Origin of the sequence: Pseudomonas caricapapayae (assembly GCF_001400735.1) — a bacterium.
In the GTDB taxonomy this organism is placed as follows: Bacteria; Pseudomonadota; Gammaproteobacteria; order Pseudomonadales; family Pseudomonadaceae; genus Aquipseudomonas; species Aquipseudomonas caricapapayae.
This window is the reverse complement of the sequence record NZ_LJPW01000156.1, coordinates 112,700-137,243: the sequence shown is the minus strand read 5'-3', so window position 1 is coordinate 137,243 and position 24,544 is coordinate 112,700. Positions and strand designations below refer to the sequence as shown.

The window sequence follows — 24,544 nt, the reverse complement described above, 5'->3', positions numbered from 1 at the left end:
TCTTGCTGACAGAGTTCTGGGATCGCCAGCGGGTTTAGGACATGTCCTATAGGGCGAGCGCTCGGGACGAGCTACAGTAAGTGTTCCCCTGGGCCGCTGGCCCTGACTCTGTAGGCATGACCGTGCACTCACTCAAGGTTCTGATTCTCGAAGATCATCCTTTCCAGCTGATGGCCCTGCACCAGATGCTCAACGCCAATCAGGTGTTCGATGTGCTGGCGGCCGACAGCGTTGCGGTTGCCCGGCTTTCCCTGCAAAGCCGGGGGCCAGTCGACATTGCCATCTGTGACCTGCAGATGGAAGGTCCCGACGGCCTCGAGTTGATCCGTTTCATGGCTGAAAACGGACTGGCGAGGGCGCTGATCATTGTGAGCAGTTCCGCCGCTTGCGTGCTGGAGGGGGTTGCTCAGCTGGCGCTCAGCCAAGGGTTGAAGGTGTTGGGGTATGTGCAGAAACCTGCTTCGGCTGCAGCGTTATATGACCTGCTCGAGGCGTACGTAAAGAGCCGTGCCGTGCATGCGCCTCAGTCGCCGGTAAACGGCGCATTCGGTGCACTGTCTGCTGTGGAGTTATTTGATTCGCCAGGCAGCATGCCTGTAGACGATGCTTCCGTTGCCGAACAATGGGTTGCCTATTTTCAACCCAAGGTCAGTCTGCAAGGCGAGTTGCTGGGCGCCGAGGCGCTGGTCCGTTGGCAACATCCAGTGCATGGCCTGCTGGCTCCCGGACGGTTCATGGAGGCCATTGAAGCTGAGGCGCTGACCATTGCGTTGACCTGGCGTGTGCTGGATCAGGCTCTGCAGTTTTCGGCACAGGTCATGCGCGAGCAGGGTGAGGCGCTCTCGATTGCCGTCAACATCGACCCTCAGGTGCTACAGCAGCCGGATTTCGCCGAGCAGATCATGCAGGCGCTTGCGCGTCATCGCGTACCGCCAACTGCACTGACCCTGGAAATTCTCGAGCAGGACGCCGCCCGCCCGGAAACCTGGCAACTGGAAGGCCTGCTGAGGCTTTGCATGCAGGGCTGCAAACTGTCTATTGATGACTTTGGCATGGGCGCTTCGAATATCGAGAGACTTCTGCAGTTGCCCTTCAGCGAGTTGAAGATCCCGACCGAGTTCGTGCGCGGCATGGCCGACGATGCGCGCAAGTCCGCTGTGGTGGCGGGAGCCATGCTTATGGCGCAGCGGATGTCGATGCCGGTAGTGGTTGAGGGCGTCGAGACGATTGAAGATTTTCACAGCCTGTTGGCTCTGGGCAATCCTGCCATTCAGGGGTATTTCATTGCACCTCCGATGTCCGCATCGGGGTTCATGCGCTGGGTTGCCGAGCGCGGTATCCCTCATCTGCTCGCCACATTGGCAGATCGGCGGCCTCATGACATGCCGCTTTCCTGCAAATAGATGAACAGCGCAGCGTCGTTGGCCAGGCCTAGTTTGCGCATGGCAGCCACCTTCTGGGCACTGACGGTCTGTTTGCTGCGATTGAGCAGGGCTGCAATCTGGCCGACCGTATGACCGGCCGACAGCAGGCGCAGCACTTCCAGCTCCCTTGGCGACAATCGCTCCGTCTGTAACGGCGCGTCAGGCCCGTGGTGCAGGGCTTCTCTCAGTGCCCTGCGCACGGAATCGGCGACAAACAGCTTACCGTGTTTCACGGCCCTGATTGCAGCAGGCAGCTCTCCGGCAAGGCTGGCCTTGCTCAACAGACCTTGAACATCAAGGTCCAGCATGGACTGAAAAAGCCCGGCATTGCTCAGCGTGGTCACAACGATCACTGGCAGCGCCGGAAAGTCCCGGTGGATACGCTGCAGCAGGCGCAGGCCATCGTTCTGTCGTTCGACGGGCATCATGAAATCAGTCACCAGCACATCACAGACATGGTGCGTGAGCACCTGCAGCAGTTCGTCCGGATTACGGGCCTCGGCGACGACGGTAGCCAGACCGTCCTGTTCCAGGACAACACGCAGACCAATCAAAAAAATAGGGTGGTCATCAGCCACGATGACGCGCAGCGGGCGAGCATTGGAATCGCTCAAGAGGTGGCTCCATCAAAAAGGGCTGACGGGTATTACAGATGACGGGTCGATTTAAAGCAGTGATCAATAGCATAGGCACCCTGTAGGACGCGTAGCTGAATTGTGTTGAGTTTTCCTACGAACCTGCTTTCCGTATTCCTCTACCTCTGGTTTTTTCCTTGTCACATTCAACAGGCATGCTCGAAATGACAGACAGGTGCTGCGATCAGGTGATAAAAAGAACTTTCTGCTATCGCCGACGGTCATTGGTTAGCACCTTTGCATTCAAACTGTTGAGTGGTGATCCGGATGGAAAATATCAGCTTACTGCTAAGCGAAGCGCTGGCTCCTTATCAGGCCTGTATCGGCCCGGCAGGTACTCGGGGTGAACGTCTGGTGACTCTGAAAGATAAGGCGGGCGTTTGTGTGATCGAGCGTACCTTCGGCGCCGATCAACTGAGCGACAAACGTCAGCTTACCGACGTGGTAGACGGGCTACGCCGGGATTTGATGGTCGCTGAGGGCAGAATCGAGCCATGCGTCATTGCTGCGATGCGCAATGCTGCAATCGGCCGTACGTTTGTCGGCACTCCGTCTTTTGCTTAACAGTTGCTTGATCCATGTCAACAATGCCGGAACCTAACGGGTTCGCAGCACTCTTATTCATTACGTCAGGTTTGATCATTGTGCTCCGGTGATCGAGGGCTGGCGTACTGACCATAGTGGTCATGTTTACCCCGAGCAGGCCCCCCTCTGCCCGGGGTTTCTTTTGTGTGGTCAGTTATTCTCCAGCAGCGCTCTTACGTCCTCCAGGTAGCGTGCCCGTTGCTCGGGCTCCAGCCACTCTGCGTAAAAACCCATCAGGCTGCTTTCGCGTAGTTCGTGCATCTCGCGGTTGATCTGCGCGAGGGCTTTTTTGCCTTCGGGCGAGTTGCTGCAACTGATGTAGACAAATTGATAGGCGGAGTTGCCCTTGATCGGTAAAAAGGTCAGTTCATCTGGCCTGATACCTTGTTGCATAGCTTGATAGCGCGCTTCCGGCCAGAAACTGATAAAAGCTTGCAGACGTCCCAGGCGCTCCATTTGCAGAAGACTACCGGTCGCATCATTACCGTAATGGAGCACCAGTGCGTCTTCGTCGACAGTTTGCAGCGTATGGTCGATCAGTTCCCCATAGCTGCGTTCGGCAACCATGCCCAATTTGATTGTGCGGCTTGCCATCAATGCGGCGAAGTCGATTTTTCCGTCTTCGACATAGGGCTCGAACCTCGAGATTTCCTCTTTGCGTACAATCAGGCCACTGCTGAGTATGGCGCCGATCGGGATCGAGAAAAGCAGGGTTTTGGCTCGTTCGGCGGTCCACAGCATGGTGGGATCGCAACTGAGCGACGTGGCGTCGTTCAGCATCTGCAGGCCTCTGGCGCGGTTGACGCGCATCAGAACGTGATCGTAGCCGGGCATCCGTGCAGTCAGCAACGGCATGAGCTGATCAATCGCGCCGCGCCCGCGCATGGCCCCGGAAAAAATCGTCGAAGGCGGTATGTCACGCATCAGCCAGGTCAGCGTCTCCCTCGCCTGACTGGCGCATGACAGGGCCGCCAGCAAGAGGGCGAGCATCAATCGAGCCGTTGTGCAGTACGAGGCAGGAAGGGGCATTCGCGGGTGTCATCCTCGAAAATGGTTCAACGATCTGGAGTGTGGGGGCAGCTCTTTGAGTGGTCCTGCGTCTATGGCGTCACATTCGCCTGCCCCGACCGGGAATTCAGGCTGTCACTGCAAATCGTCTGTAAGCACAGATTTGTATCAGAATTTTGTTTCAGGCTATCGATTTTTGTATAGCCCGCAAATCGGGGCGAACACATCCCTGTGCGAGCAAGTTCGTTCACAGGCCCGGCATCGGTTAGACTTGCCATCTTCCCTCCAGATACTAGAAGCCCGTTCATGGCCCAGCCGTCCACGACCTACAAATTCGAACTCAATCTCACCGACCTTGATCGCGGAGTGTACGAGAGCGTCAAGCAGACCATCGCCCGTCACCCTTCGGAAACCGAAGAGCGCATGACCGTACGTCTGCTGGCTTATGCCTTCTGGTACAACGAGCAATTGTCGTTCGGCCGCGGCCTGTCCGATGTAGATGAACCTGCGCTGTGGGAAAAAAGCCTGGATGATCGCGTGCTGCACTGGATCGAAGTGGGCCAGCCTGATGCCGACCGCCTGACCTGGTGCTCGCGCCGTACCGAACGCACCAGCCTGCTGGCCTATGGCAGTCTGCGTGTCTGGGAAGGCAAGGTCATCCCGGCGATCAAAAACCTGAAGAACGTCAATATTGCCGCCGTTCCGCAAGAGGTGCTGGAAGTGCTGGCCAAAGACATGCCTCGGGTCATCAAGTGGGATGTGATGATCAGTGAGGGGACCGTGTTCGTCACCGACGACCGTGGCCAGCATGAAGTCCAGTTGCAATGGCTTGCGGGCGAGCGCGGTTGATAACCCCCCGTTCCGACCGGCAGACACATAAATCGACACTGCAAAGAGAATCAGCTGACCCGCATGCGCATTGAACCTCGTCTATTGCCCGATACCTTGCCATTTCTCGGCGACCTGCCTCCCTTGCTCACCCGGCTGTACGCGGCAAGGGGCGTGGCCTGCGAGGCCGAGCTGGACAAAAGCCTTGCGCGGCTGATTCCTTATCAGCAACTCAAGGGCATCGATGCAGCGGTAGACCTGCTGGTGACAGCGTTGCGCGAGGGGCAGCGCATGCTGATCGTCGGCGATTTCGATGCCGACGGCGCGACCGCCAGTACTGTGGGTGTTCTGGGTCTGCGCCTGTTGGGTGCGGCGCACGTGGATTATCTGGTGCCCAACCGGTTTGAGTATGGTTATGGTCTGACACCGGAAATCGTCGAAGTCGCGTTGCAGCGCGAACCTCAGCTCTTGATTACCGTGGACAATGGCATTTCAAGTGTCGAGGGCGTGGCCGCTGCCAAGGCAGCGGGCTTGCAGGTACTGGTAACCGATCACCATTTGCCGGGTCACGAGCTTCCAGCGGCAGACGCCATCGTCAATCCCAACCAGCCAGGTTGTACCTTTCCCAGTAAATCGCTGGCCGGTGTCGGGGTTATTTTCTATGTATTGATGGCCTTGCGTGCGCGTTTGCGTGAAACCGGCTGGTTCGAGAGCAATCAGCGTGCACAGCCCAATCTTGGCGAGCTTCTGGATCTGGTCGCGCTGGGCAGCGTAGCGGACGTTGTACCGCTCGACGCCAATAACCGCATTCTGGTCCATCAAGGCCTGATGCGTATTCGTGCCGGGCGCGCACGGCCGGGGCTGCGCGCGATTCTCGAGGTCGCACGGCGAGAGCCTTCGCGCATTACTTCCACCGACCTGGGGTTCATTCTCGGGCCGCGGTTGAACGCAGCGGGACGTCTGGATGACATGAGTCTGGGCATTGAATGCCTGCTTTGCGATGACCCGACACTGGCGCGTGAAATGGCCGTGCAACTGGACGAGTTGAACCAGGACCGCAAGTCCATCGAGCAGGGCATGCAACGCGAGGCGCTTGCGCAGCTCAAGGACCTGCCAGTGGAGTCCATGCCATTCGGCCTCTGCCTGTTCGACGCCGAATGGCACCAGGGCGTCATCGGCATCCTGGCTTCGCGTCTCAAGGAGCGTTACCACCGGCCCACCATCGCCTTCGCCAGTGCCGGGGAGGGCGTGCTCAAGGGCTCGGCCCGCTCGGTGCCGGGCTTTCACATTCGCGATGCGCTGGACGCCGTGGCTGCGGGTCACCCGCAACTGATCAGCAAATTCGGCGGACACGCCATGGCGGCAGGTCTTTCCCTGCCCGAGGAAAACTTTCCTGCGTTTGCCGAAGCATTCGATCTGGAAGTGCGTCGGCAGCTCGATGAGCAGGACCTGACCGGGCGCTTGCTGTCTGATGGTTCGCTGGCGGTCGAGGAGTTTCATCTGGAGCTGGCCCGCGCGTTGCGAAATGCCGGTCCCTGGGGGCAGCACTTCCCTGAGCCGTTGTTTCACGGGGTGTTTCAACTGGTCGAGCAACGCGTGGTGGGCGAGCGTCATTTGAAAATGGTCCTCAAGACCGAGTGCGGCAGCGTCAAGCTCGATGGCATTGCGTTCAGCGTCGACCGTGACATCTGGCCCAACCCCAATATTCGCTGGGTCGAACTCGCGTACAAACTCGACCTCAACGAGTTTCGTGGCAACGAAACCGTACAGCTGATGGTGGTGCATCTCGCGCCACGCTGACAATCAGCAGGAACCCCTCTCGCTACCGGGTTGTCGACAACAGACTGTCTGCCGGATCGTTCAATGAATGAACGAGGCCTGGACACCTGAATTTTCACTACGAGAGGTTGCCATGAGTCTGCTGCTTGAACCCTACACCCTGCGCCAATTGACCCTTCGCAATCGCATCGCGGTGTCGCCGATGTGTCAGTACTCCAGTGTCGACGGCCTGGCCAACGACTGGCACCTGGTTCATCTGGGAAGTCGTGCCGTTGGCGGTGCAGGCCTGGTCATGAGCGAAGCGATGGCGGTGACGCCGGACGGCCGCATCACGCCCGAAGACCTTGGGCTGTGGAACGATGAACAGATCGAGCCACTGCAACGCATCACCCGCTTTATCAATGCTCAGGGTGCCGTCGCAGGCATCCAGCTGGCGCATGCCGGCCGCAAGGCCAGCACCTGGCGCCCTTGGCTTGGCAAACATGGCAGCATCTCACTCAATGAGGGCGGCTGGACACCGGTCGGGCCGTCGGCGATTGCGTTTGATCCGCAACATACAGCACCGGTACAGCTGAACGAAACGCAGATTCAGGAGCTGATCAAAGCGTTCGTCGATTCCGCACGACGCGCGCTGACCGCGGGCTTCAAGGTCGTGGAAATTCATGCCGCGCATGGTTATCTGCTGCACCAGTTCCTGTCGCCATTGAGCAATCAGCGCACTGATCAGTATGGGGGTTCGTTCGAAAACCGCATTCGCCTGACGCTGCAAGTCACCGAAGCGGTGCGTGCGGTGTGGCCTGAAGAACTGCCATTATTCGTTCGCGTGTCCGCTACCGACTGGGTGGAAGACGGCTGGAACGCCGATGAAACGGTAGAACTGGCGCGTCGCCTGAAAGCACTGGGCACGGACCTGATCGACGTATCGTCAGGCGGTACGTCTGCCAATGCGGAAATTCCGGTTGGCCCTGGCTATCAGACGCGATTTGCCGAACGGGTTCGCAAAGAGTCCGATATCGCCACGGGCACGGTGGGCATGATTACCGATCCGGCTCAGGCAGAACATATTCTGCGCACCGGGCAGGCCGATATCATCCTGCTGGCTCGTGAGCTGCTGCGTGATCCGTACTGGCCATTGCGTGCCGACGAAGATCTGGGTGGACGGCTGGCGACCTGGCCTGCGCAGTATCAACGGGCCACACACCGGGATCAGCCGATTCATGAGTCTGACCTGCGCGACTGATCATCACCTGGTTCACGGATGACGTATCAAAAAATGAGCGCCGCAAGGCGCTCATTTTTTTATTCCCCCTCCAACAACTCGGTGACGCGTCCGATTAGTTCGGCAATGGCAAAAGGCTTGGGCAGCACGTGCATGCCTGGTTCGAGTGTGTCATGGGCCAGCGCTGCGTTTTCAGCGTAACCGGTCACGAACAGTATTTTCAGGTCGGGACGGACCTCTCTGGCCGCGTCGGCAACCTGGCGACCGTTCATGCCGCCCGGCAGGCCAACGTCGGTTATCAACAGGTCGATGGCCGCCTTGGACTGCAGAATGGTCAGCGCATCGGCACCTCGCTCGGCCTGCAAAACGACATAACCCAGGTCTTCAAGCAGCTCGGCAATCAGCACGCGTACAGCAGGCTCGTCGTCGACAACCAGGATGGTTTCATCGCCAGCGCTTGGCGTGGGCACCTGTAGAGGGCTGTCTTCGAGTGCCACTGTTTCAGCTTCACCTTCATGCATCGGCAGCAGAATGCAGACGTTGGAACCCTCGCCAACATTTGAAGTGATATGAACGCCGCCGCCCGACTGCCGTGCAAAACCGTAGATCATCGACAACCCCAGGCCGGTGCCCATGCCTAACGGTTTGGTGGTGAAGAACGGATCGAAGGCCCGAGCCATGACGTCCTTGTCCATGCCAGTGCCTGTGTCGCTGACGGATAACTCTACATAACGCCCTGGGGGCAGTTGATACTCTGTCGCTGTGGCTGCATTCAGATGGCGGTTGCCGGTCTGGATCAGCAGTTGTCCGCCGTCGGGCATGGCGTCCTTGGCGTTGATACACAAATTGAGCAGCGAGTTTTCCAACTGGTGCGGATCGACCAGAGTCGACCACAGGCCGCGCGACGCAACGACCTGCATATCGATAGCGGGACCCACGGTACGCCGGATGAGCTCGTCCATGCCCGTGACCAGAAGGTCGATATCCGTGGCCTTGGGGGCCAGGGTCTGGCGACGCGAGAATGCCAGCAGCCGATGCGTCAGGGAGGCGGCGCGTCTCGAGCCTTCCAGTGCAGCATTGATATAGCGATCCAGCTCTGAGAAGCGTTCCTGTCGGATCCTCGACAGGAGCAGCTCCATATTGCCGGTCACACCCATCAGCAGATTGTTGAAGTCATGTGCCAGACCGCCGGTCAATTGCCCGACGGCTTCCATTTTCTGGGATTGGATCAGCGCTTCTTCGGCAGCACGCAATGCTTCGATGCGTTTCTTCTCGTGGGTCAGGTGCTTGCCCAGCGCGAAAATGATTCCATTGCCCGGCGCAGCAGTCCAGCCAAACCAGTGATAGGTCCCGTCGACATGCTGATAACGATTTTCAAACAACGGTAGAACATGGCTGATGGTATGTTTCAGGGCATCCTCGGTATTACGGACATCATCGGGGTGCAGCAGGGTCATGATCGAACTGCCCAGCAGCTCTTGTTCCGTATGGCCCAGAAGCACCGTCCAGGCCGGATTCACCCGCAGGAAGATACCGTTGAAATCGAGTATCGCCAGCGGGTCCGGGGAAATCTCCCAAAACGTATCCAGCTCGAGAGTCCGTTGTGCCAGCCTGGCAGTCTGTAGCCGTTCCTGATTGACCAGGTCGTCGATCAGCTTCAGGCGTTTGCGTTCGCTGTCCTGCAAGGCTTGCTGATTGAGCACATGCGCGGTGGTTTCGTTGGTGATGCAAAACATGCCGACGATCATGCCGTGCTCGTCGATCACCGGCGAGAAGGAAAACGACCACCATGTCTGTTCGATCTCACCGAAGCGGGCCATGCTCAGCGGCATGTCCTTGTAATGGCAGGGCTTGCCCGCGTATGCGTCAATGACCAGTGGCGCGACCTGATCCCAGACATCGGCCCACAGGTCCGGGATAAGCGCACCTATCGCGTTATCGTTGCGCGGGCCGAGGATGGGGGTGTAAGCGTCGTTATGGAAAAACACCAACTCCGGCCCCCAGAGCAGGTACATGGACTCTGGCGAGTTCAGGATCAGATTAAGGGTGTTTTTCAGCGATACCGGCCAGTACTCGATAGGCCCGAGAGAGGTCTGGCTCCAGTCCTTTGATCGGATAATCCCGGCAGCCTTGCCGTTAGCTGTCGGGAAACCAGTGGGCGATATCACTTCAGGCAAGCTCCTGACAATCTGCATGGAGGGGGGCAGCAGTGTTCATATGAATGTGCTTAGTGTGTCGAGCAACTCAGGCAAGGGAGCTGTATACCCGCTTTTACGCCCGGATGGCACATTATGACCCTTGAATCCCGATATCGGTTGCACGCATTTCGGCGTCAGGCAGTGCAGTTTGACGAACGGGGCCTGGCGATACTCGTAACATCCGGAAGCACACCGGCAGTTAGAAGCCAGTGACTTCCTGTCAACTTGTTGGTCAATGACTCATCTGACAAACCTTGTAGGAGGCTTCCTGTGAATACGCGTGGTTTACTCGATCAGTTGCTCAAGTCCGGACAAAGCATGTTGCAGGACAAGACTAATGGCAAATCCGGCAAGCCATCGTCGGGCAGCGATTCATTGATCAACGGTCTGGGCAGTCTGCTCGGTGGTGGAAAAGGCCAGGGCGGTTCTCAGAGCGGGCTGGGCGGTCTGTTGTCCGGTGCCGGTGGTGGCGCACTGGCCGCAGGTGCCATGAGTCTCCTGCGGGGCAAACGCTCTCGCGGTATGGGCGGCAAGGTGCTGACCTACGGAGGCCTGGCGGCATTGGGCGTACTGGCCTACAAGGCTTATAACAACTGGCAGGCCAGTCAGGGGCTCACCGGTCAGCGCGAACCGCAGACCATCGACCGGCTTCCGGAGGCCGAGGCCGAGCAGCATAGCCAGGCAATCCTGCGTGCACTGGTTGCCGCAGCAAAAGCCGATGGTCATGTGGATGAGCGTGAGCGTGAACTGATCGAGGGCGAATTCAGCAAGCTGAACAACGATCAGGCACTTCAGCAATGGCTTCAGGCCGAGTTGAACAAGCCGCTGGATCCGGCAGAAGTGGCCCGTGCTGCCACCACGCCTGAAATGGCCGCGGAAATGTACATCGCCAGTGTCATGCTGGTGGATGAAGAGCATTTCATGGAACGCGCCTACCTTGATGAGCTGGCGCGCCAGTTGAAACTGGAGCCCGGCCTGAAGACCGAACTGGAAGGGCAGGTGCGCCAGGCTCAGTAGGCCGGAACTCCCGCCAGCGGGTTGCCTGGCGCACCGTGTGTGGCCAGGCAACCTTTTCCATCAATGGTTTTCCATTCCTTCAGCGTTGGTCAGTTCCCTGATCAACGTAGTTTTCTGTTGCTTGAACCTCGCTTCGAATTCCCTAATGCGCACTTCGTATTCAGCGCTGTCGAGGCTGATGTTGCGTTGCTCGAACTCGTCGGTGAGACGGGTCAGGTCAGTCCGGTACAGGCGCTCGAGTGCGTCGAATCGTCCTGCATGGTTCTCGCGCAGGTAGTTGATCCAGTAATCCTGCTGCTCGGCGAAGCGCAGGAATGGCTCGCCTTGTTCGCCGGTCTGCACGCGGAGCAGGGCCGCATCGAACTCGCCCGGTCTGATGGCAGCGTGGGCCTGGTAAAGCATGCCCTCCGGCGGGACAGGCAAGTCCAGCGCGCTTGCCCAGTGTGTGCGATAGGCCAGACGGACTTCGGCTTCATCACGGCTTCCGGTCTGTTCGCGAGCGGCAGCATCCAGCTCGGAAAGCCGATAGAGCCGGGTTGTCAGCCGGTACAGCAAGGCACCTCGTTGCTCCGGCACGACGTCCTGCAATGACTGGCGAATGAACACCAGTACCTCCATCTGGTTGAACTCCAGAAGAATACCGTCCGGGCAGGTGTTGTTATCACGAAACAGCCTGAGCGGTTCTTCAGCGATAGCGTTGAGGGTCATCCCCAGTTGCGGGTCCTGTCCCACAGTGGCGAGTACACGCCAGACGCGTTCCTGCAGTGCCGGGCGACTGGCCGAGTTGCGGTAGTCGGCGCTATGGCGCAGCGATCCGACAAGATCCAGAAGATTGCGCGTATGCTGGCTGGCTTCCAGTTGTTCCCAGATCTCGCGCCGCGCTGTGCTCAGGGCGTTGCTATCATCGAGCCAGGGTTCGGCGGTAGCGGGCTCCGGTGTCGATGCCTCACCGCTCTCTGAGGACAGATAATCTGACATCGATGAATCCGAGTCATGTTGCTCGGTCCACCCTATAGCACGTAGATCGGGCGGCAGGTCCATATCGAAGCTGAACGAGCGTCCGTAACGCTCTGACAAATGCGCTCGACGCATGGCTTCTTCGGAAAGCGGGTTGTTCAGCAGGCTGATTTCCGTGTGCGAAAATTCGCTGCGGGGATTGGCGAGGATGTTCTCTGGCAGGTCGGTAATGAGATTGCCTTCCAGCAACAGCGTCCTCAAATGTGCCGGAATCATGCCATCAACCCAGGCAGGCCATTCGGCCAGCTCGACGTTGTTCAGCGACAGCCAGTTGAGCGCAGTGTTGTTGAGGGCGGACGGGTCTCGGATAGTGCCTATACGGTTACCGTCGAGTTCCAGCCGCTCGAGCGTCGGAATCCGGCTGAAAAAATCGATGTGCTGTTGGTCGATCAGCATCCCTTGATCGATCAGGGATAACGAGCGAAGCGATTTAAGTTCAAGCAGCGCCGATGGCAGTTGCAGCAGCGGTGCGACATGTCCACCCATTTCCAGCGAGTTCAGATCGGTCATGCGGCGCAACAGCTGGTTCAGATCAGACACCGTGCCGGTGATTCTACTCAGGTGCAGATAGCGTATCTGGCGATAGAAGAAGCTCGGCAACTGTCGGGGGAAGTCGCTCAGTGCAATGTCTGCAAGGCGCAAAGGCCGATGGATTTGCCCCAGGCTGAACGCTCGCCAGTGATCGAGCAGTGCCCTGCCGATCCGGCGGCGGGCTTCGACGGAGTGTTCATCCGGGATGGCCATGGAGCTTGAAGCCTGCGCCCAATGATCGACTGCTGCTGATAATTCCCTGCCTTCGCTCAGTTGCAGGTCTATAGCCGCCTGCATAGCCGCCGGAGTGTCCATGACAAAGCGGAAGGAACTGCCGTCTACGGCCTCATTGATTCGCGCGTGCATCGCTGAGTGCCGGGACAGGCTGTTGCCACGCAAGTCGATCAGGGTCTGATGCTCGGGGCTCGGCGGGTTGTCGAGGATCCAGCTCGGCAGTTCGGTCAGGTTGTTGTGGGCCACCGACAGCTCACGAATATTATTCGGGATCATGTCCGTCAGCCATGACGGCCAGCGATGCATACCGACTCGCTCCAGTATCAGTCGATCGAGATGCAGCCAGCCCAGATCCATGGGCAGTACGCTGACCAGCCGATTGCCGCTCAGGTTCAACCTCCTCAGCTCAGGCATCGCGCGAAGGTGATCCATCTGCGCCTGATCGAGAAAAATTCCCTGATTGATCAGCGACAGCTCGGTGAGTTGAGGCAGCACACTGGACACCTGCTGGGGCAGGTTGAGAAAGATTGAGGTCTCGGGATCCGTCACGGCCCCCGCTTCGCTGACCAGGCTCAGTGAGCGCGCGTGCGGGAAGCGTTGCAAGAATCTGCCAAGCTCGAAGCTGTTGGTCAACTGACGGGGCAGGTTCATGCCCGCAGGCGTGATGTCCCCTGCGCCAGGTCTTGTTCTGGGTTCGATCGATATATTTTCCAGATACAGCCCGGTAACACGGGCATGCACAAACTCCGGCAGGTATCGCGGGAAATCGGTCAGGGACACCGATTGCAGGCGCAGCGGTTCGAGTGTTCGCCCGATCTCGGGAAGATTGGAGAGGCGCCAGTGGCTCCAGATAGCCTCGTTGATGCGCGTGCGACTGTCTATGTGAGCCTGGCTCATGGCGGGCATGGCCACGACTTCATAGGCCCAGGCGTCAAGACTTGCCCGCAGTACCATTTGCTCGCCCAGCAGAGCGTTGAGCCGCTCGTCGATGGCCCTGTTGTCCCAGCCGACGTGGCGCAGTCGACTGAGGATGTCTTCGGGGAATGCGTCCTCCAGCTCAAGCATGCGGATCTTGTCCAGCAGGCTTTCGTCGGTCATGTGCCAGTCGGTTCTGCCGCGACCGCTCAAAGGATAGCCAAGTCGACCGTCGGCCAGACGCATGGGCGATCTCGAGCCTGGCTTGATTGCCTGCATCTTGAGCAATGGCGCAAGGTTTTGGCGGAGCAGGGGTTTCTCCTGGATCAGCGTTGCCAGCGCGGGGCCCTGGCTGGTGTGGGCAAAGCCCAGTTGGTTACGTTCCGCATCGGGCAGGGCATGCAGCACGGACGAATACAAATCGTCCAGCCCATGCTGGTGCTGGTCGTCAGCGTCTCGTGTCTCGTACCGATTGCCGTCTTTGATCAGCACTTTGCGGACAGTCGCCTCCTTGGGGCCGATGCTGTCGATCAACCGACCACCGAAATATCGATCATGGACCTCCAGCCTGACCTGTGAAGGCCATTGCGGCAGAGCTTCAAGGCTGTGCAACACGAGGCAATCGGTATCGGCGCTGGATACCGAGGCCAGATAAAGTCCCTCATAGGCCCGCGCGAGTCTTACCTGCTGTAAATAGGCGCTGGCCTCTTCGGCCATGAGTAACGGTACACGGCGTGCCGTCATGAGCTGGACCCGTTCTGCCGGCGATGCATGACTGGCCAGTTCCTGAGCAACCAAAGGCGGCAGTCCGGGAAACACCTGCAGGATGGTGTGCGCACCGTCTGCTTCGGTGACCTTCAAGGCACGGTAAAGTGACTCGAACAGCCTGGCTCGGGTCGCTCGGGCCCGCGCCACCAATTGCGCCCGCAGCCTGATCAGTCGCGGTGATAGACCGAGCTGCCCCGCGCCGAACTCTTCGTTGAGCAGGGTCCGGATTTCGTTGTTGCTTAGCTTTTCCAGCACCTGGCGCAGGGCATCTGGCTGGTCGGCACGAACTTCGATATTACGGGTAGCGCCTGCGACCGGCTGACGTGTCGAAGCGAATGTCTGCAGCGCACTGCCCTCGGCATCCACCAGCACCAGTGTATGAGTGTTCGGCCAGCCTGGGTCCTGGCTCAGCAATTCAAGTTGAAGAGAGGCCGCTGCGTTTACTTCGTTGGCCTCCATCTGCTCGATGAACCGCTCGATTTCCTGATCCAGCCTGAACCTGCGCGCCGTGTCCTCAAGCAATGCCGGTGGACGATGCTGATCGGCCAGCGCCTCGCGCATCACGGATTCAGACGTATTGCTGACTTTCACGATACGGCTGGCTGCTTTGTCGGAAAACGTTTCACTGGAGTACCCCAGCCGTCGAAACAGTCTCAGCCCTTCCATCTCCAGCGGCTGCTCGGCCTCATGCAGCCATGCTCCCGCTCCGTTGTGGCGCAAGGCGGGCTGATAGCTTTCCGGACGAGTAGGGTGTTCGATCCGATAACCTTCGCCGGTTGAGCCGGGCCTGACCGAATAGGTTCGCCCTTCAAGGGGCAGCCACTGCTTGTTCTGCCATGTGTACAGGCCTGTGGCGTCGGGCTGCAGTCCCTTCGGCAGCACGATGTCATGGGCGAACGGTGCCAGATCAGGCTTCCACAGACGAGTGGTTCCACTCGGCAATTCCACGGGTTTGAGGCCGCGTACGAACTCGGGCACCTGTATCGCAGGGATGCCTGATGCGCCTGTCGCCGCCGCACCAAGCGCCGACATCAGGGCGATGTTCTCCACCACGTCGAACAGGTAGGCGAACGCTTGCTGTTTCTCATCTTTGGCCCAGCTTTCCACGCCCTCATAAACTTCGTGGACCAACTGAATGGCCGTGACGCCCATCATCACTTCGCCCAATACCGGAACGACGAAGCCTGCGATATTCAAGACATCGAAGGCTTTGTCCTTGAAGTACTGCAGACGCTCGTCGGAGGTTTTCTGATCTTGCGCTGCCGTTGGCACGCCATGAAACAGTGCGTCGTTCTTCAAGGCTGCACGTTTGCGATCGTACAAAGCGTCCAGCAGGGGGCCTTGCAGCGCGACCTCCCTGAGGTCCAGCCGTGCGTTTCGGTCTGCTTCACGCTCTAGCCACTGACGCTCGAAAATCCCCCCTTTCTTGAAGTTCGGGTAAAGGCGTTCAGACAACCTTTCGAATAAGGCGCTTCGATGGCGCGCCGGGATGAAACGCGTGAAGAAGTCCAGATACCCCTGAGTGAACATCCGATCACGCAGCGCGTTGATAAAGACCTCGACCGAGTCGTATTCCTTCAGCGGCGCAACGGGATCATCCGGAATATAGACGACAATCTTTTCGGCTTGAGTTGCGCTGTCCCGGTCCTTGCCGATAACCAGAAGGCCGACAAGTTCGACATCCCCCAGGCACAGTAGGCTGCACTTGACGGGCGTGTTATCGAGTCGGACGTTTTGCTTGCCGTCGAGAATATCCAGCAATGCGCCCTGCAAAAGGCGGGCTGACGTGTTCCTGCAACGATGCAATCTGCAACTGCAGCCGGATGGACGATGACTGGAGTTGCATAAAGTCCCTGCGCAGCCTGGATACTGCGGCGTCCGCAGTTTCTTCGGGTAACGAGGGTGTACGGAAGACGGATTCCAGGTGTCTCTGGTACTGGCCGCCCAGGTCCAGGTCACGGCACATCGCCGCGAACCCGCTGGGGGAAATCGGCAGGGATTTACCGTTGATCTGTTGACCGATGATTTCAAACGAAGAAAACACCTGAGCCTTGAGACCCGATTCCGAGTCCATCGCACCAGGCGCTGTTTCCCACGCTTCGAAATTTTGCAGCGCAGCCTTGAGCAGACTCTGGTTGGCGGCCTTCAGCGCTTTGTTGGCCTGGATAACAGGGTCTCTGGACGCAGAAAGGAACGACTGGTCGACCCGTGCCCGGCGGGCGTGAAACAGCCATGTCGCGGTGACGTCCACGTCCAGCCCGAAGCGTTTCTTGATAGCGGCCGTCAACAGCGGCTTTGCAAAGTCTTCCAGCGTCGAAAGACGATCGAGCGTCGGGCGAACCTGTTGTTCGTTCTGGCGCTGACGTGTGTAAAGCCGCTGCAGTTTATCTACTTCGTCCGGGCTGGACTTGCGCGCGCGCTCCAGCCATTGCAGCGGATGTGTGGCCGCGCGGCGCAAGGCTTTATGCGTTGCCGGTTCTGCGTCAAGCAGCCATGCAGGCGATTTATCTTCTATAAGGTTTACATGTGGAGTGGCAGGCGTATTGCCCGCCGGCGTTTTATCTAGCATTGAAGTGCCTTGTCATGAGTGAACAGGCAACAAAGCTTACGTTTGTGATCCGCACTGCAAGTGCTAACTATCTATGCGCAAGGCATGTTCTTCATATTGTGTGCTCAAGTAGTGCTGGCGCTTGCCGACAAGCAGGCAGGGAAAGAGTGTAAATGGACAAGTGCCATGATTGGTTTTGCATTCCCCGCGTACCGGGTGACGGCTGGGCTATACTCACGCCGCTTGGACCGCTCGTCGGTCCGCTTCTTGAACACGGCCCGACGCCGTCGTTGAACTCTTGAGGGCTGACTGTGAAGAACTGGACCTTGCGCCAACGGATTCTGGCGAGTTTCGCCGTCATCATCGCAATCATGCTGCTGATGGTCGTTGTATCTTATTCACGACTTTTGTCCATCGAGTCCAGCGAGGAAGAAGTCCGTCTCGATGCGTTGCCCGGCGTCTACTACAGCACGCTGGTACGTAGCGCCTGGGGAGAAAGCTACATCCGCACGCTGGAGCTGATCGCCGAAGGCGAGGCGCGCGCGATGACCAAGCAGGAAAAAGATCAGTTTCAAGCGTTCGACGAGAACTTGCAGGCGCAAATGGACGGCTACAAGAAGTCCATTTTCGATAACGCGGACCGCGACAGCTTTGCGCTGTTCGAAAAACGCCGCGAGGTGTATTCGCGCATGCTCGCAGAGGTTCACGCCAAGTACGATCGTGGCGATTACGCCGGTGCACGCGCCGAGTTCTATGGCGAGGTCAACCCGGTATGGCTCACTGGCCGCAAACAGCTAAACGACCTTATCGTTGCCAACAAGCAACTGGCTGATCAGGCCACCGCCAATATCGTCAACGCGGTACTCGCTGCCAAGATCAGCATGATCCTGTCGCTGCTGGTGGCAGTACTGGCGGCTGCGGCCTGCGGTCTGCTGCTGATGCGTTCGATCATGGCACCGATGCAGCTGATCGTGCGGATTCTGGACATCATGCGTACCGGCGACCTGAGCACTCGCCTGAACCTGTCCCGCAAGGACGAGTTCAATGCGGTCGAAACCGGCTTCAACGACATGATGACCGAGCTGACCGCGCTGGTTGCGCAGGCCCAGCGTTCTTCGGTTCAGGTGACCACTTCGGTGACTGAAATCGCCGCGACGTCTCGTCAGCAGCAGGCCACGGCTACCGAGACCGCTGCAACCACCACCGAGATCGGCGCGACGTCGCGGGAAATTGCCGCCACCTCGCGGGATCTGGTTCGAACCATGACCGAAGTCACCTCGGCGGCAGATCAGGCCTCGATCCTCGCAGGTTCCGGCCAGCAGGGACTTGCGCGCATGGAAGACACCATGCATCAGGTAATGGGCGCTGCCAATCTGGTCAATGCCAAGCTGGCAATCCTCAACGAAAAAGCCGGCAACATCAACCAGGTGGTCGTCACCATCGTCAAGGTGGCCGACCAGACCAATCTGCTGTCGCTCAATGCGGCCATCGAGGCCGAGAAAGCCGGCGAATACGGCCGCGGATTCGCCGTGGTTGCCACCGAAGTACGCCGCCTCGCCGACCAGACTGCCGTTGCCACGTATGACATCGAACAGATGGTGCGTGAAATCCAGTCGGCAGTTTCTGCAGGCGTCATGGGTATGGACAAGTTTTCCGAAGAAGTGCGCCGTGGCATGTTCGAGGTCACTCAGGTCGGAGAGCAATTGTCGCAGATCATTCAGCAGGTTCAGGCGTTGGCACCCCGCGTGTTGATGGTCAATGAAGGCATGCAGGCCCAGGCTACGGGCGCCGAACAGATCAATCAGGCACTGGTGCAACTGGCGGATGCCAGCAGCCAGACCGTCGAGTCCCTGCGCCAGGCCAGTTTCGCCATCGACGAGTTGAGTCAGGTCGCGGTCGGGCTTCGCAGCGGCGTCTCGCGTTTCAAGGTCTGAACATTCAATGACGGACCAATCGCCGAGGCGCAACGGCACGCCACTGACCGCAAGCAAACTTTTTCTGCTGTTTTGCATCGGCGAAGACCGCTATGCGCTGGATGCGACCGAGATCGCTGAAATCCTGCCTCGCGTGAAGCTCAAGGCCATTGCCCAGGCACCGCACTGGGTAGCGGGAATCTTTGCCCACCGTGGCGAGATCGTGCCGGTAATTGATATCAGTGCGCTGAACTCCGGTCAGTCAGCGCGCTCGCGCACCAGCACTCGTATGGTTCTGGTGCATTATCGGCACGACGACGCGCACCCGGCGCAGTTGCTCGGGCTGATTCTGGAGCAGGCCACCGAAACGCTGCGTTGCCCGGTCTCGCAATTCAAGGCATACGGGCTGGACAATCGCCTGTCGCCTTACCTGGGGCCGGTTCGCGAGGATGAGCAGGGGCTGCTGCAATGGATTCACGTTCAGGAGTTGTTGAGCGAGCCGGTTCGCGAGCTGTTGTACCCGGTGCCGCCAGTCGACCTCGTACTGCTTGAGGACGCGCCATGAAGGGTGACGATTCGCGTTTCTTCAGCTTCCTCAAGGAGCGTATCGGGCTGGACGTGACCTCCGTCGGTGAGGCAATCATCGAGCGCGCCTTGCGTCAGCGCGCAACGGCCGCCCAATGCCCCGACAGCGATGCCTACTGGCATCTGCTGGTGTCATCGTCTCAAGAGCAGCAGGCGCTGATCGAAGCGGTGATCGTCCCTGAAACCTGGTTTTTTCGTTACCCGGAATCATTTGTCACATTAGGCCTGCTGGCTCGTGAACGGATCGCCAGCCTTGCCGGCGCCCGCCCGCTGCGTATTCTCAGCCTGCCGTGTTCAACCGGCGAAGAGCCCTATTCCATAGCCATGGCGTTATTCGATGCAGGGGTCGAGCCCCGGCAGTTCAAAGTCGATGCCATCGATATCAGCCCTGTCTCGATTGCCAAGGCCGAGCATGGCGTCTATGGCAAAAACTCTTTCCGGGGCAGTGACATCGGCTATCGAGAGCGCTATTTCAACCCGGTTACCGACGGCTTTGAAATCGCCGACAGTGTTCGCGCCTGTGTGAGTTTTCAGGCGGGCAACCTGCTCGATCCGAAACTGGCTGCACAGGTCGCGTATGACATCGTCTTTTGCCGCAATCTGGTGATCTATTTCGATCGGCAGACCCAGCAACATGTATTCAAGGTCCTCAAGCAATTGACCCGTGAAGACGGCCTGCTGTTCATCGGTCCGGCCGAGGGCAACCTGCTGGCAGGTATCGGCATGCGCTCGATCGGTATTGCGCAATCATTTGCCTTCCGACATGCGCCGGTCGACGTAGCGGCTCCGATGCCGACGGCGACGCCGCCCGCTCCGCGTCCAGTCGTCGAAGCACCTGTCAGGGCAGCTGTGCCACCACGGCCCGCCATACGAACGTCTGCAGCCTTTGCGCCTGTGGTGAAACCGGTCGCTGCGGCTGGCAATGGCGAGGTATCAGCACTTCTGGACAGGATTGCCGGTCTGGCCAATGAGGGTAAAAGTGCCGAAGCGCGGGCCGCCTGTGAACGCTATCTGCAACAGCATGAGCCGGTCGCACAGGTATTTTACTGGCTCGGGCTGCTCAGCGAAGTGGAAGGCAACGTGGCTCAGGCTCAGGGTTTCTATCGCAAGGCGTTGTACCTGCAACCGCAGCATCCCGAATCGCTGGCCCAACTGGCCGCACTGCTGGCTGCTCAGGGTGACAGTGCCGGGGCCCGACGCTTGCAGGACCGTGCTGCACGTGGCGCGAACAAACAAGGAAACCACTGATGACGGGTCTGTCCGGTTTTTCCAGTCTTACCCATGACCAGGCTCTGGATATCGATGATTGCTGGAACCGCATCGGCATTCACGGCGATCGCTCCTGCCCGTTGCTTGAAGAGCATATTCACTGCCGCAACTGCGCGGTTTATTCCGCTGCGGCTACCCGACTGCTGGACCGCTATGCGCTGGCCCAGGAGTCGCATGAACAGTTTCAGGGCTCGGTGTTGCTGCGCGACATCAAGACCCGTTCGATTCTGGTGTTCCGTCTCGGTGAAGAGTGGCTGGGGCTGGCTTCGCGCTGCCTCTCGGAAGTCGCCCCCAATCAGACGATCCACTCGCTGCCGCACCAGCGCTCACGAGCGATGCTGGGTGTCGCCAATGTACGCGGTGCTCTGGTAGCGTGCATATCGCTGGTTGAACTGCTCGGTCTGGACAGCAACGCGGTGAGTACCCCGTCGGCGCGGGTGGTGCCGCGCATGTTGATCATTGCCGCCGAAGGTGGTCCGGTGGTAGTGCCGGTTGACGAGGTTGACGGCATTCACGCCATTGACGAGCGTGAACTTGAAGCCGCTTCTGCCTCCGGCACCCATGCCAATGCCCGCTTCACTCGCGGCGTTTTGCAATGGAAGGACCGCAGCCTGCGTTGGCTGGACGAAGAAGAGCTGCTGTCGGCGGTGCATCGGAGCCTCACATGACGCCAGATCAAATGCGTGACGCCTCGCTGTTTGAGCTGTTCACACTGGAAGCCGACGCGCAGACCCAGGTACTGAGTGCGGGTCTGTTGGCGCTTGAGCGTAACCCGACCCAGGCGGATCAATTGGAAGCCTGCATGCGTGCAGCGCATTCGCTCAAGGGTGCGGCGCGGATTGTCGGCGTCGATTTCGGGGTGAGTGTCGCGCATGTGATGGAAGATTGTCTGGTCAGCGCTCAGGAAGGGCGTCTGTTACTGCAGGCCGAGCATATCGACGCGCTGCTGTCGGGAACCGATCTGTTGATGCGCATTGCCACACCCGGCGGTAACAGCGTCGGTCAGCCCGATATCGACAGTTATGTCGAAAGGCTCAATGCACTTCTGGCATCCGGCGCTGGTGCTGCGCGCACGCTCAGTACGCCGCTGCTGGACCCGGGGTCGGATGCCTTGCTGGCCAGCGCGATGCAGCAGCTTGAGTCTTCAGCCGAGGCCCCGGCGACAGCGATCGAGCCCATCGCTGAGCCGCGCGCAGCAGAGTCGCGTCCTGTGGCCATGCCAGCCGCCATCCCGGTTGCGGAACCTGAAGCGCCGTTTACCCCGTTGCGTGAGCGTCGGGTGGCCGAGGGCGGCGAACGTGTGCTGCGGGTCACCGCCGAGCGTTTGAACGGCCTGCTGGATATGTCCAGCAAATCGCTGGTCGAGACCCAGCGACTCAAGCCGCTGCTGGCCGGTATGCAGCGTCTCAAACGTCTGCAAAGCAGCAGCGACCGTGCGCTTGAAGTGCTGGGTGCCAGCTTTGGCGAAGAAGGCCCTCCGGCCGATGTGCAGAAAGCCCTTGAAGATGCGCGCAACCTGTTGTCCCAGGCGCAGCACGTGCTGGTCCAGCAGACTGCCGAGCTGGATGAGTTCGGCTGGCAGTCGGCGCAGCGTGCGCAGTTGCTGTATGACACGGCGCTGGCCTGCCGTATGCGGCCTTTTGCCGATGTGCTGAACGGTCAGGCGCGCATGGTTCGCGACCTGGGACGTGAACTGGGCAAGCAGGTCCGCTTGCAGATCGAAGGGGAGAAGACCCAGGTCGATCGCGATGTGCTGGAAAAGCTCGATGCGCCATTGACCCATCTGTTGCGCAATGCTGTGGATCACGGCATCGAATCACCCGAGAAGCGCGTGGCGTCCGGCAAGGATCCTGAAGGTCTGATTCGTTTGCAGGCTTCGCATCAGGCTGGCTTGCTGGTGGTCGAACTGAGCGATGACGGCGGCGGTGTGGATCTGGAGCGTCTGCGCCAGAGCATCGTCGACCGCAAGCTTTCGCCTGCCGAAACCGCCGCGCAGTTGAGTGAAGAGGAACTGCTCAGCTTTCTGTTCCTGCCGGGTTTCAGCATGCGCGACAAGGTCACGCAGATATCCGGCCGTGGTGTCGGCCTTGATGCGGTGCAGCATATGGTTCGCCAGATGCATGGCAGTGTCGAGTTGCAGCAATGGGCTGGCGAGGGCAGTCGCTTCAGGATTGAAATGCCGCTGACGCTTTCAGTGGTGCGCAGCCTGGTGGTGGAAGTAGGCGGGGAAGCCTATGCCTTTCCTCTGGCTCATATCGAGCGCATGCGCGATTTGCAACCGGATGATATTTTGCAACTGGAAGGGCGTCAGCACTTCTGGGACGAAGACCGTCATGTGGGGCTGGTTTCGGCCAGTCAATTGTTGAATCGCCCCCCGGCCCAGAATGCCGGCGAGTCGCTCAAGGTTGTGGTTATTCGCGAGCGTGACGCCGTTTATGGCGTAGCCGTCGAACGCTTCATTGGCGAGCGCACGCTGGTGGTGATGCCGCTCGATGCGCGTCTGGGCAAAGTTCAGGACGTTTCGGCAGGGGCCTTGCTCGATGACGGGTCGGTCGTGTTGATCATTGATGTGGAAGACATGTTGCGCTCGGTGGAGAAGCTCCTGAACACCGGACGCCTCGAGCGTATTGACCGGCGCAACCGTCAGGTCGACGCTGTGTCGCGCAAGCGAGTGCTGGTGGTCGATGATTCTTTGACCGTTCGTGAGCTGGAACGCAAGCTGCTGGTCAGTCGTGGCTACGAAGTGTCGGTTGCCGTGGACGGAATGGATGGCTGGAATGCATTGCGTGCCGAGGACTTTGATCTGCTCATCACGGACATCGACATGCCGCGCATGGACGGTATCGAACTGGTGACGCTGTTGCGCCGAGATACCCGTCTGCAGTCGTTGCCAGTGATGGTCGTTTCCTACAAGGATCGTGAAGAAGACCGACGTCGCGGCCTGGACGCCGGTGCTGATTACTACCTGGCCAAAGCCAGTTTCCATGATGATGCCTTGCTCGACGCTGTTGTCGAATTGATAGGAGACGCGCAAGGATGAAGATTGCCATCGTCAACGACATGCCCATGGCCATCGAGGCCCTGCGCCGTGCGCTGGCTTTCGAGCCTGCGCACCAGATCATATGGGTGGCGTCCAATGGTGCCGACGCCGTGCAGCGTTGCGTCGAGCAGACCCCCGATCTTATCCTGATGGACCTGATCATGCCGGTCATGGATGGCGTGGAGGCTACACGCCGGATCATGGCCGAAACCCCCTGCGCTGTCGTCATTGTGACGGTAGACCGCGAGCAGAACATGCGTCGCGTGTTCGAAGCGATGGGCCACGGTGCACTGGATGTCGTGGACACGCCTGCCATCGGCGGCCCCAACCCCAGAGAGGCGGCGGCACCCCTGTTGCGCAAGATACTCAACATCGACTGGCTGATCGGTCAGCGTGTCGGCCGTGAGCGCGTGGTGGCTGCGCCCAGGTCGGAGTCTTCAAGGCGCGACAGGCTGGTCGCGATCGGCTCCTCTGCGGGTGGACCGGCGGCGCTGGAGATACTTCTCAAGGGGCTTCCGGTGAGTTTTCCGGCAGCCATCGTCCTTGTGCAACACGTCGATCAGGTTTTCGCTGCCGGTATGGCCGAGTGGCTGAGTTCCGCTTCCGGCCTGCCGGTAAGATTGGCAAAAGAACGCGAAACGCCAGAACCCGGTGTGGTGCTGCTGGCCGGGACCAATCATCATATTCGTTTGCTCAAGGACGGTACGCTGGCGTATACCGCAGAGCCGGTGAATGAAGTTTACAGGCCCTCGATCGATGTGTTTTTCGAGAGCGTTACCCGTTATTGGAGTGGTGAGGCAGTCGGCGTTCTATTGACCGGCATGGGGCGCGACGGTGCGCAGGGGCTCAAGGCAATGCGTGAGCGTGGTTTTCTGACCATCGCTCAGGATCAGGCCAGTTCTGCCGTGTATGGCATGCCCAAGGCTGCTGCAGCCATTGATGCTGCCGTGGAGATTCGCCCATTGCCCGCCATTGCACCTCGCTTGATCGAGGTATTCACTCAATGACTGTTCAGGTGTCCGCACCGGTGG

15 protein-coding genes and 1 pseudogene are annotated in these 24,544 nt (G+C 59.2%); 12 read left to right on the top strand and 4 right to left on the bottom strand.

Annotated features, from left to right (window positions below):
* Positions 1–116 precede the first annotated feature (116 nt).
* Entirely contained in the window at positions 117–1,403 is a 1,287-nt protein-coding gene (locus tag ALO80_RS23555) for an EAL domain-containing response regulator (RefSeq protein WP_055010725.1), read from the top strand.
* Here ALO80_RS23555 and ALO80_RS23550 read toward each other — a convergent pair.
* Positions 1,376–2,038, bottom strand: coding sequence for a response regulator transcription factor (locus tag ALO80_RS23550; RefSeq protein WP_055010724.1), 663 nt, complete (start codon positions 2,036–2,038; stop codon positions 1,376–1,378). The two genes, ALO80_RS23555 and ALO80_RS23550, sit on opposite strands and share 28 nt — an antisense overlap.
* Positions 2,039–2,326: 288 nt before the next feature.
* On the opposite strand from ALO80_RS23550, the gene ALO80_RS23545 reads away from it, so the two are divergent.
* Entirely contained in the window at positions 2,327–2,623 is a 297-nt protein-coding gene (locus ALO80_RS23545; RefSeq protein WP_054988423.1) for a DUF3509 domain-containing protein, read from the top strand.
* A gap of 171 nt (positions 2,624–2,794) precedes the next feature.
* On the opposite strand, the gene ALO80_RS23540 is transcribed toward ALO80_RS23545, so the two are convergent.
* Complete coding sequence (locus ALO80_RS23540; RefSeq protein ID WP_055010723.1) at positions 2,795–3,634, bottom strand: TIGR02285 family protein; 840 nt, start codon at positions 3,632–3,634, stop codon at positions 2,795–2,797.
* 324 nt (positions 3,635–3,958) lie between these two features.
* Here ALO80_RS23540 and ALO80_RS23535 point away from each other — a divergent pair, with 324 nt between their 5' ends.
* The 3 genes from ALO80_RS23535 (at position 3,959) to ALO80_RS23525 (ending at position 7,499) form a co-directional block, all read left to right on the top strand.
* A complete protein-coding gene (locus tag ALO80_RS23535) occupies positions 3,959–4,501 on the top strand; it encodes a YaeQ family protein (protein WP_003314240.1) in 543 nt (180 codons plus the stop codon).
* A 63-nt stretch (positions 4,502–4,564) separates the two neighbouring features.
* Positions 4,565–6,280, top strand: coding sequence for a single-stranded-DNA-specific exonuclease RecJ (recJ, locus tag ALO80_RS23530; RefSeq protein ID WP_055010722.1), 1,716 nt, complete (start codon positions 4,565–4,567; stop codon positions 6,278–6,280).
* A gap of 112 nt (positions 6,281–6,392) precedes the next feature.
* On the top strand, positions 6,393–7,499 hold the full coding sequence (locus ALO80_RS23525) for an NADH:flavin oxidoreductase/NADH oxidase (protein WP_055005343.1): 1,107 nt from the start codon (positions 6,393–6,395) through the stop codon (positions 7,497–7,499).
* Positions 7,500–7,558: 59 nt separating this feature from the next.
* On the opposite strand, the gene ALO80_RS23520 is transcribed toward ALO80_RS23525, so the two are convergent.
* Positions 7,559–9,646 (bottom strand): hybrid sensor histidine kinase/response regulator, encoded by a 2,088-nt coding sequence (locus ALO80_RS23520; RefSeq protein WP_055010721.1) that lies wholly within the window; start codon positions 9,644–9,646, stop codon positions 7,559–7,561.
* Between the two features lie 300 nt (positions 9,647–9,946).
* On the opposite strand from ALO80_RS23520, the gene ALO80_RS23515 reads away from it, so the two are divergent.
* On the top strand, positions 9,947–10,693 hold the full coding sequence (locus ALO80_RS23515) for a tellurite resistance TerB family protein (RefSeq protein WP_054986684.1): 747 nt from the start codon (positions 9,947–9,949) through the stop codon (positions 10,691–10,693).
* A gap of 60 nt (positions 10,694–10,753) precedes the next feature.
* On the opposite strand, the pseudogene ALO80_RS23510 reads toward ALO80_RS23515, so the two are convergent.
* Positions 10,754–16,727 (bottom strand): annotated as a pseudogene (locus ALO80_RS23510) (NEL-type E3 ubiquitin ligase domain-containing protein).
* A 290-nt stretch (positions 16,728–17,017) separates the two neighbouring features.
* Between ALO80_RS23510 and ALO80_RS23505 the strand changes: the two are divergent.
* From ALO80_RS23505 to cheB, 6 genes are read left to right on the top strand one after another with little or no spacing between them, the layout of a single operon-like run.
* On the top strand, positions 17,018–18,640 hold the full coding sequence (locus ALO80_RS23505; protein ID WP_055010720.1) for a methyl-accepting chemotaxis protein: 1,623 nt from the start codon (positions 17,018–17,020) through the stop codon (positions 18,638–18,640).
* Between the two features lie 7 nt (positions 18,641–18,647).
* Positions 18,648–19,184, top strand: coding sequence for a chemotaxis protein CheW (locus ALO80_RS23500; RefSeq protein WP_055010719.1), 537 nt, complete (start codon positions 18,648–18,650; stop codon positions 19,182–19,184).
* Positions 19,181–20,452 carry a CheR family methyltransferase gene (locus tag ALO80_RS23495; protein WP_055010718.1) on the top strand — a complete coding sequence of 424 codons (1,272 nt, stop codon included), beginning with the start codon at positions 19,181–19,183 and terminating at the stop codon, positions 20,450–20,452. Before ALO80_RS23500 ends, ALO80_RS23495 begins: the two co-directional genes overlap by 4 nt.
* The gene (locus tag ALO80_RS23490) at positions 20,452–21,141 is read left to right on the top strand and encodes a chemotaxis protein CheW (protein WP_055010717.1); all 690 of its coding nucleotides are present in this window, start codon (positions 20,452–20,454) and stop codon (positions 21,139–21,141) included. The genes ALO80_RS23495 and ALO80_RS23490 overlap by 1 nt, the downstream gene beginning before the upstream one ends.
* Positions 21,138–23,513 (top strand): hybrid sensor histidine kinase/response regulator, encoded by a 2,376-nt coding sequence (locus tag ALO80_RS23485; protein ID WP_055010716.1) that lies wholly within the window; start codon positions 21,138–21,140, stop codon positions 23,511–23,513. The genes ALO80_RS23490 and ALO80_RS23485 overlap by 4 nt, the downstream gene beginning before the upstream one ends.
* Positions 23,510–24,520, top strand: coding sequence for a chemotaxis response regulator protein-glutamate methylesterase (gene cheB / locus ALO80_RS23480; protein WP_055010715.1), 1,011 nt, complete (start codon positions 23,510–23,512; stop codon positions 24,518–24,520). The genes ALO80_RS23485 and cheB overlap by 4 nt, the downstream gene beginning before the upstream one ends.
* Positions 24,521–24,544 lie beyond the last annotated feature (24 nt).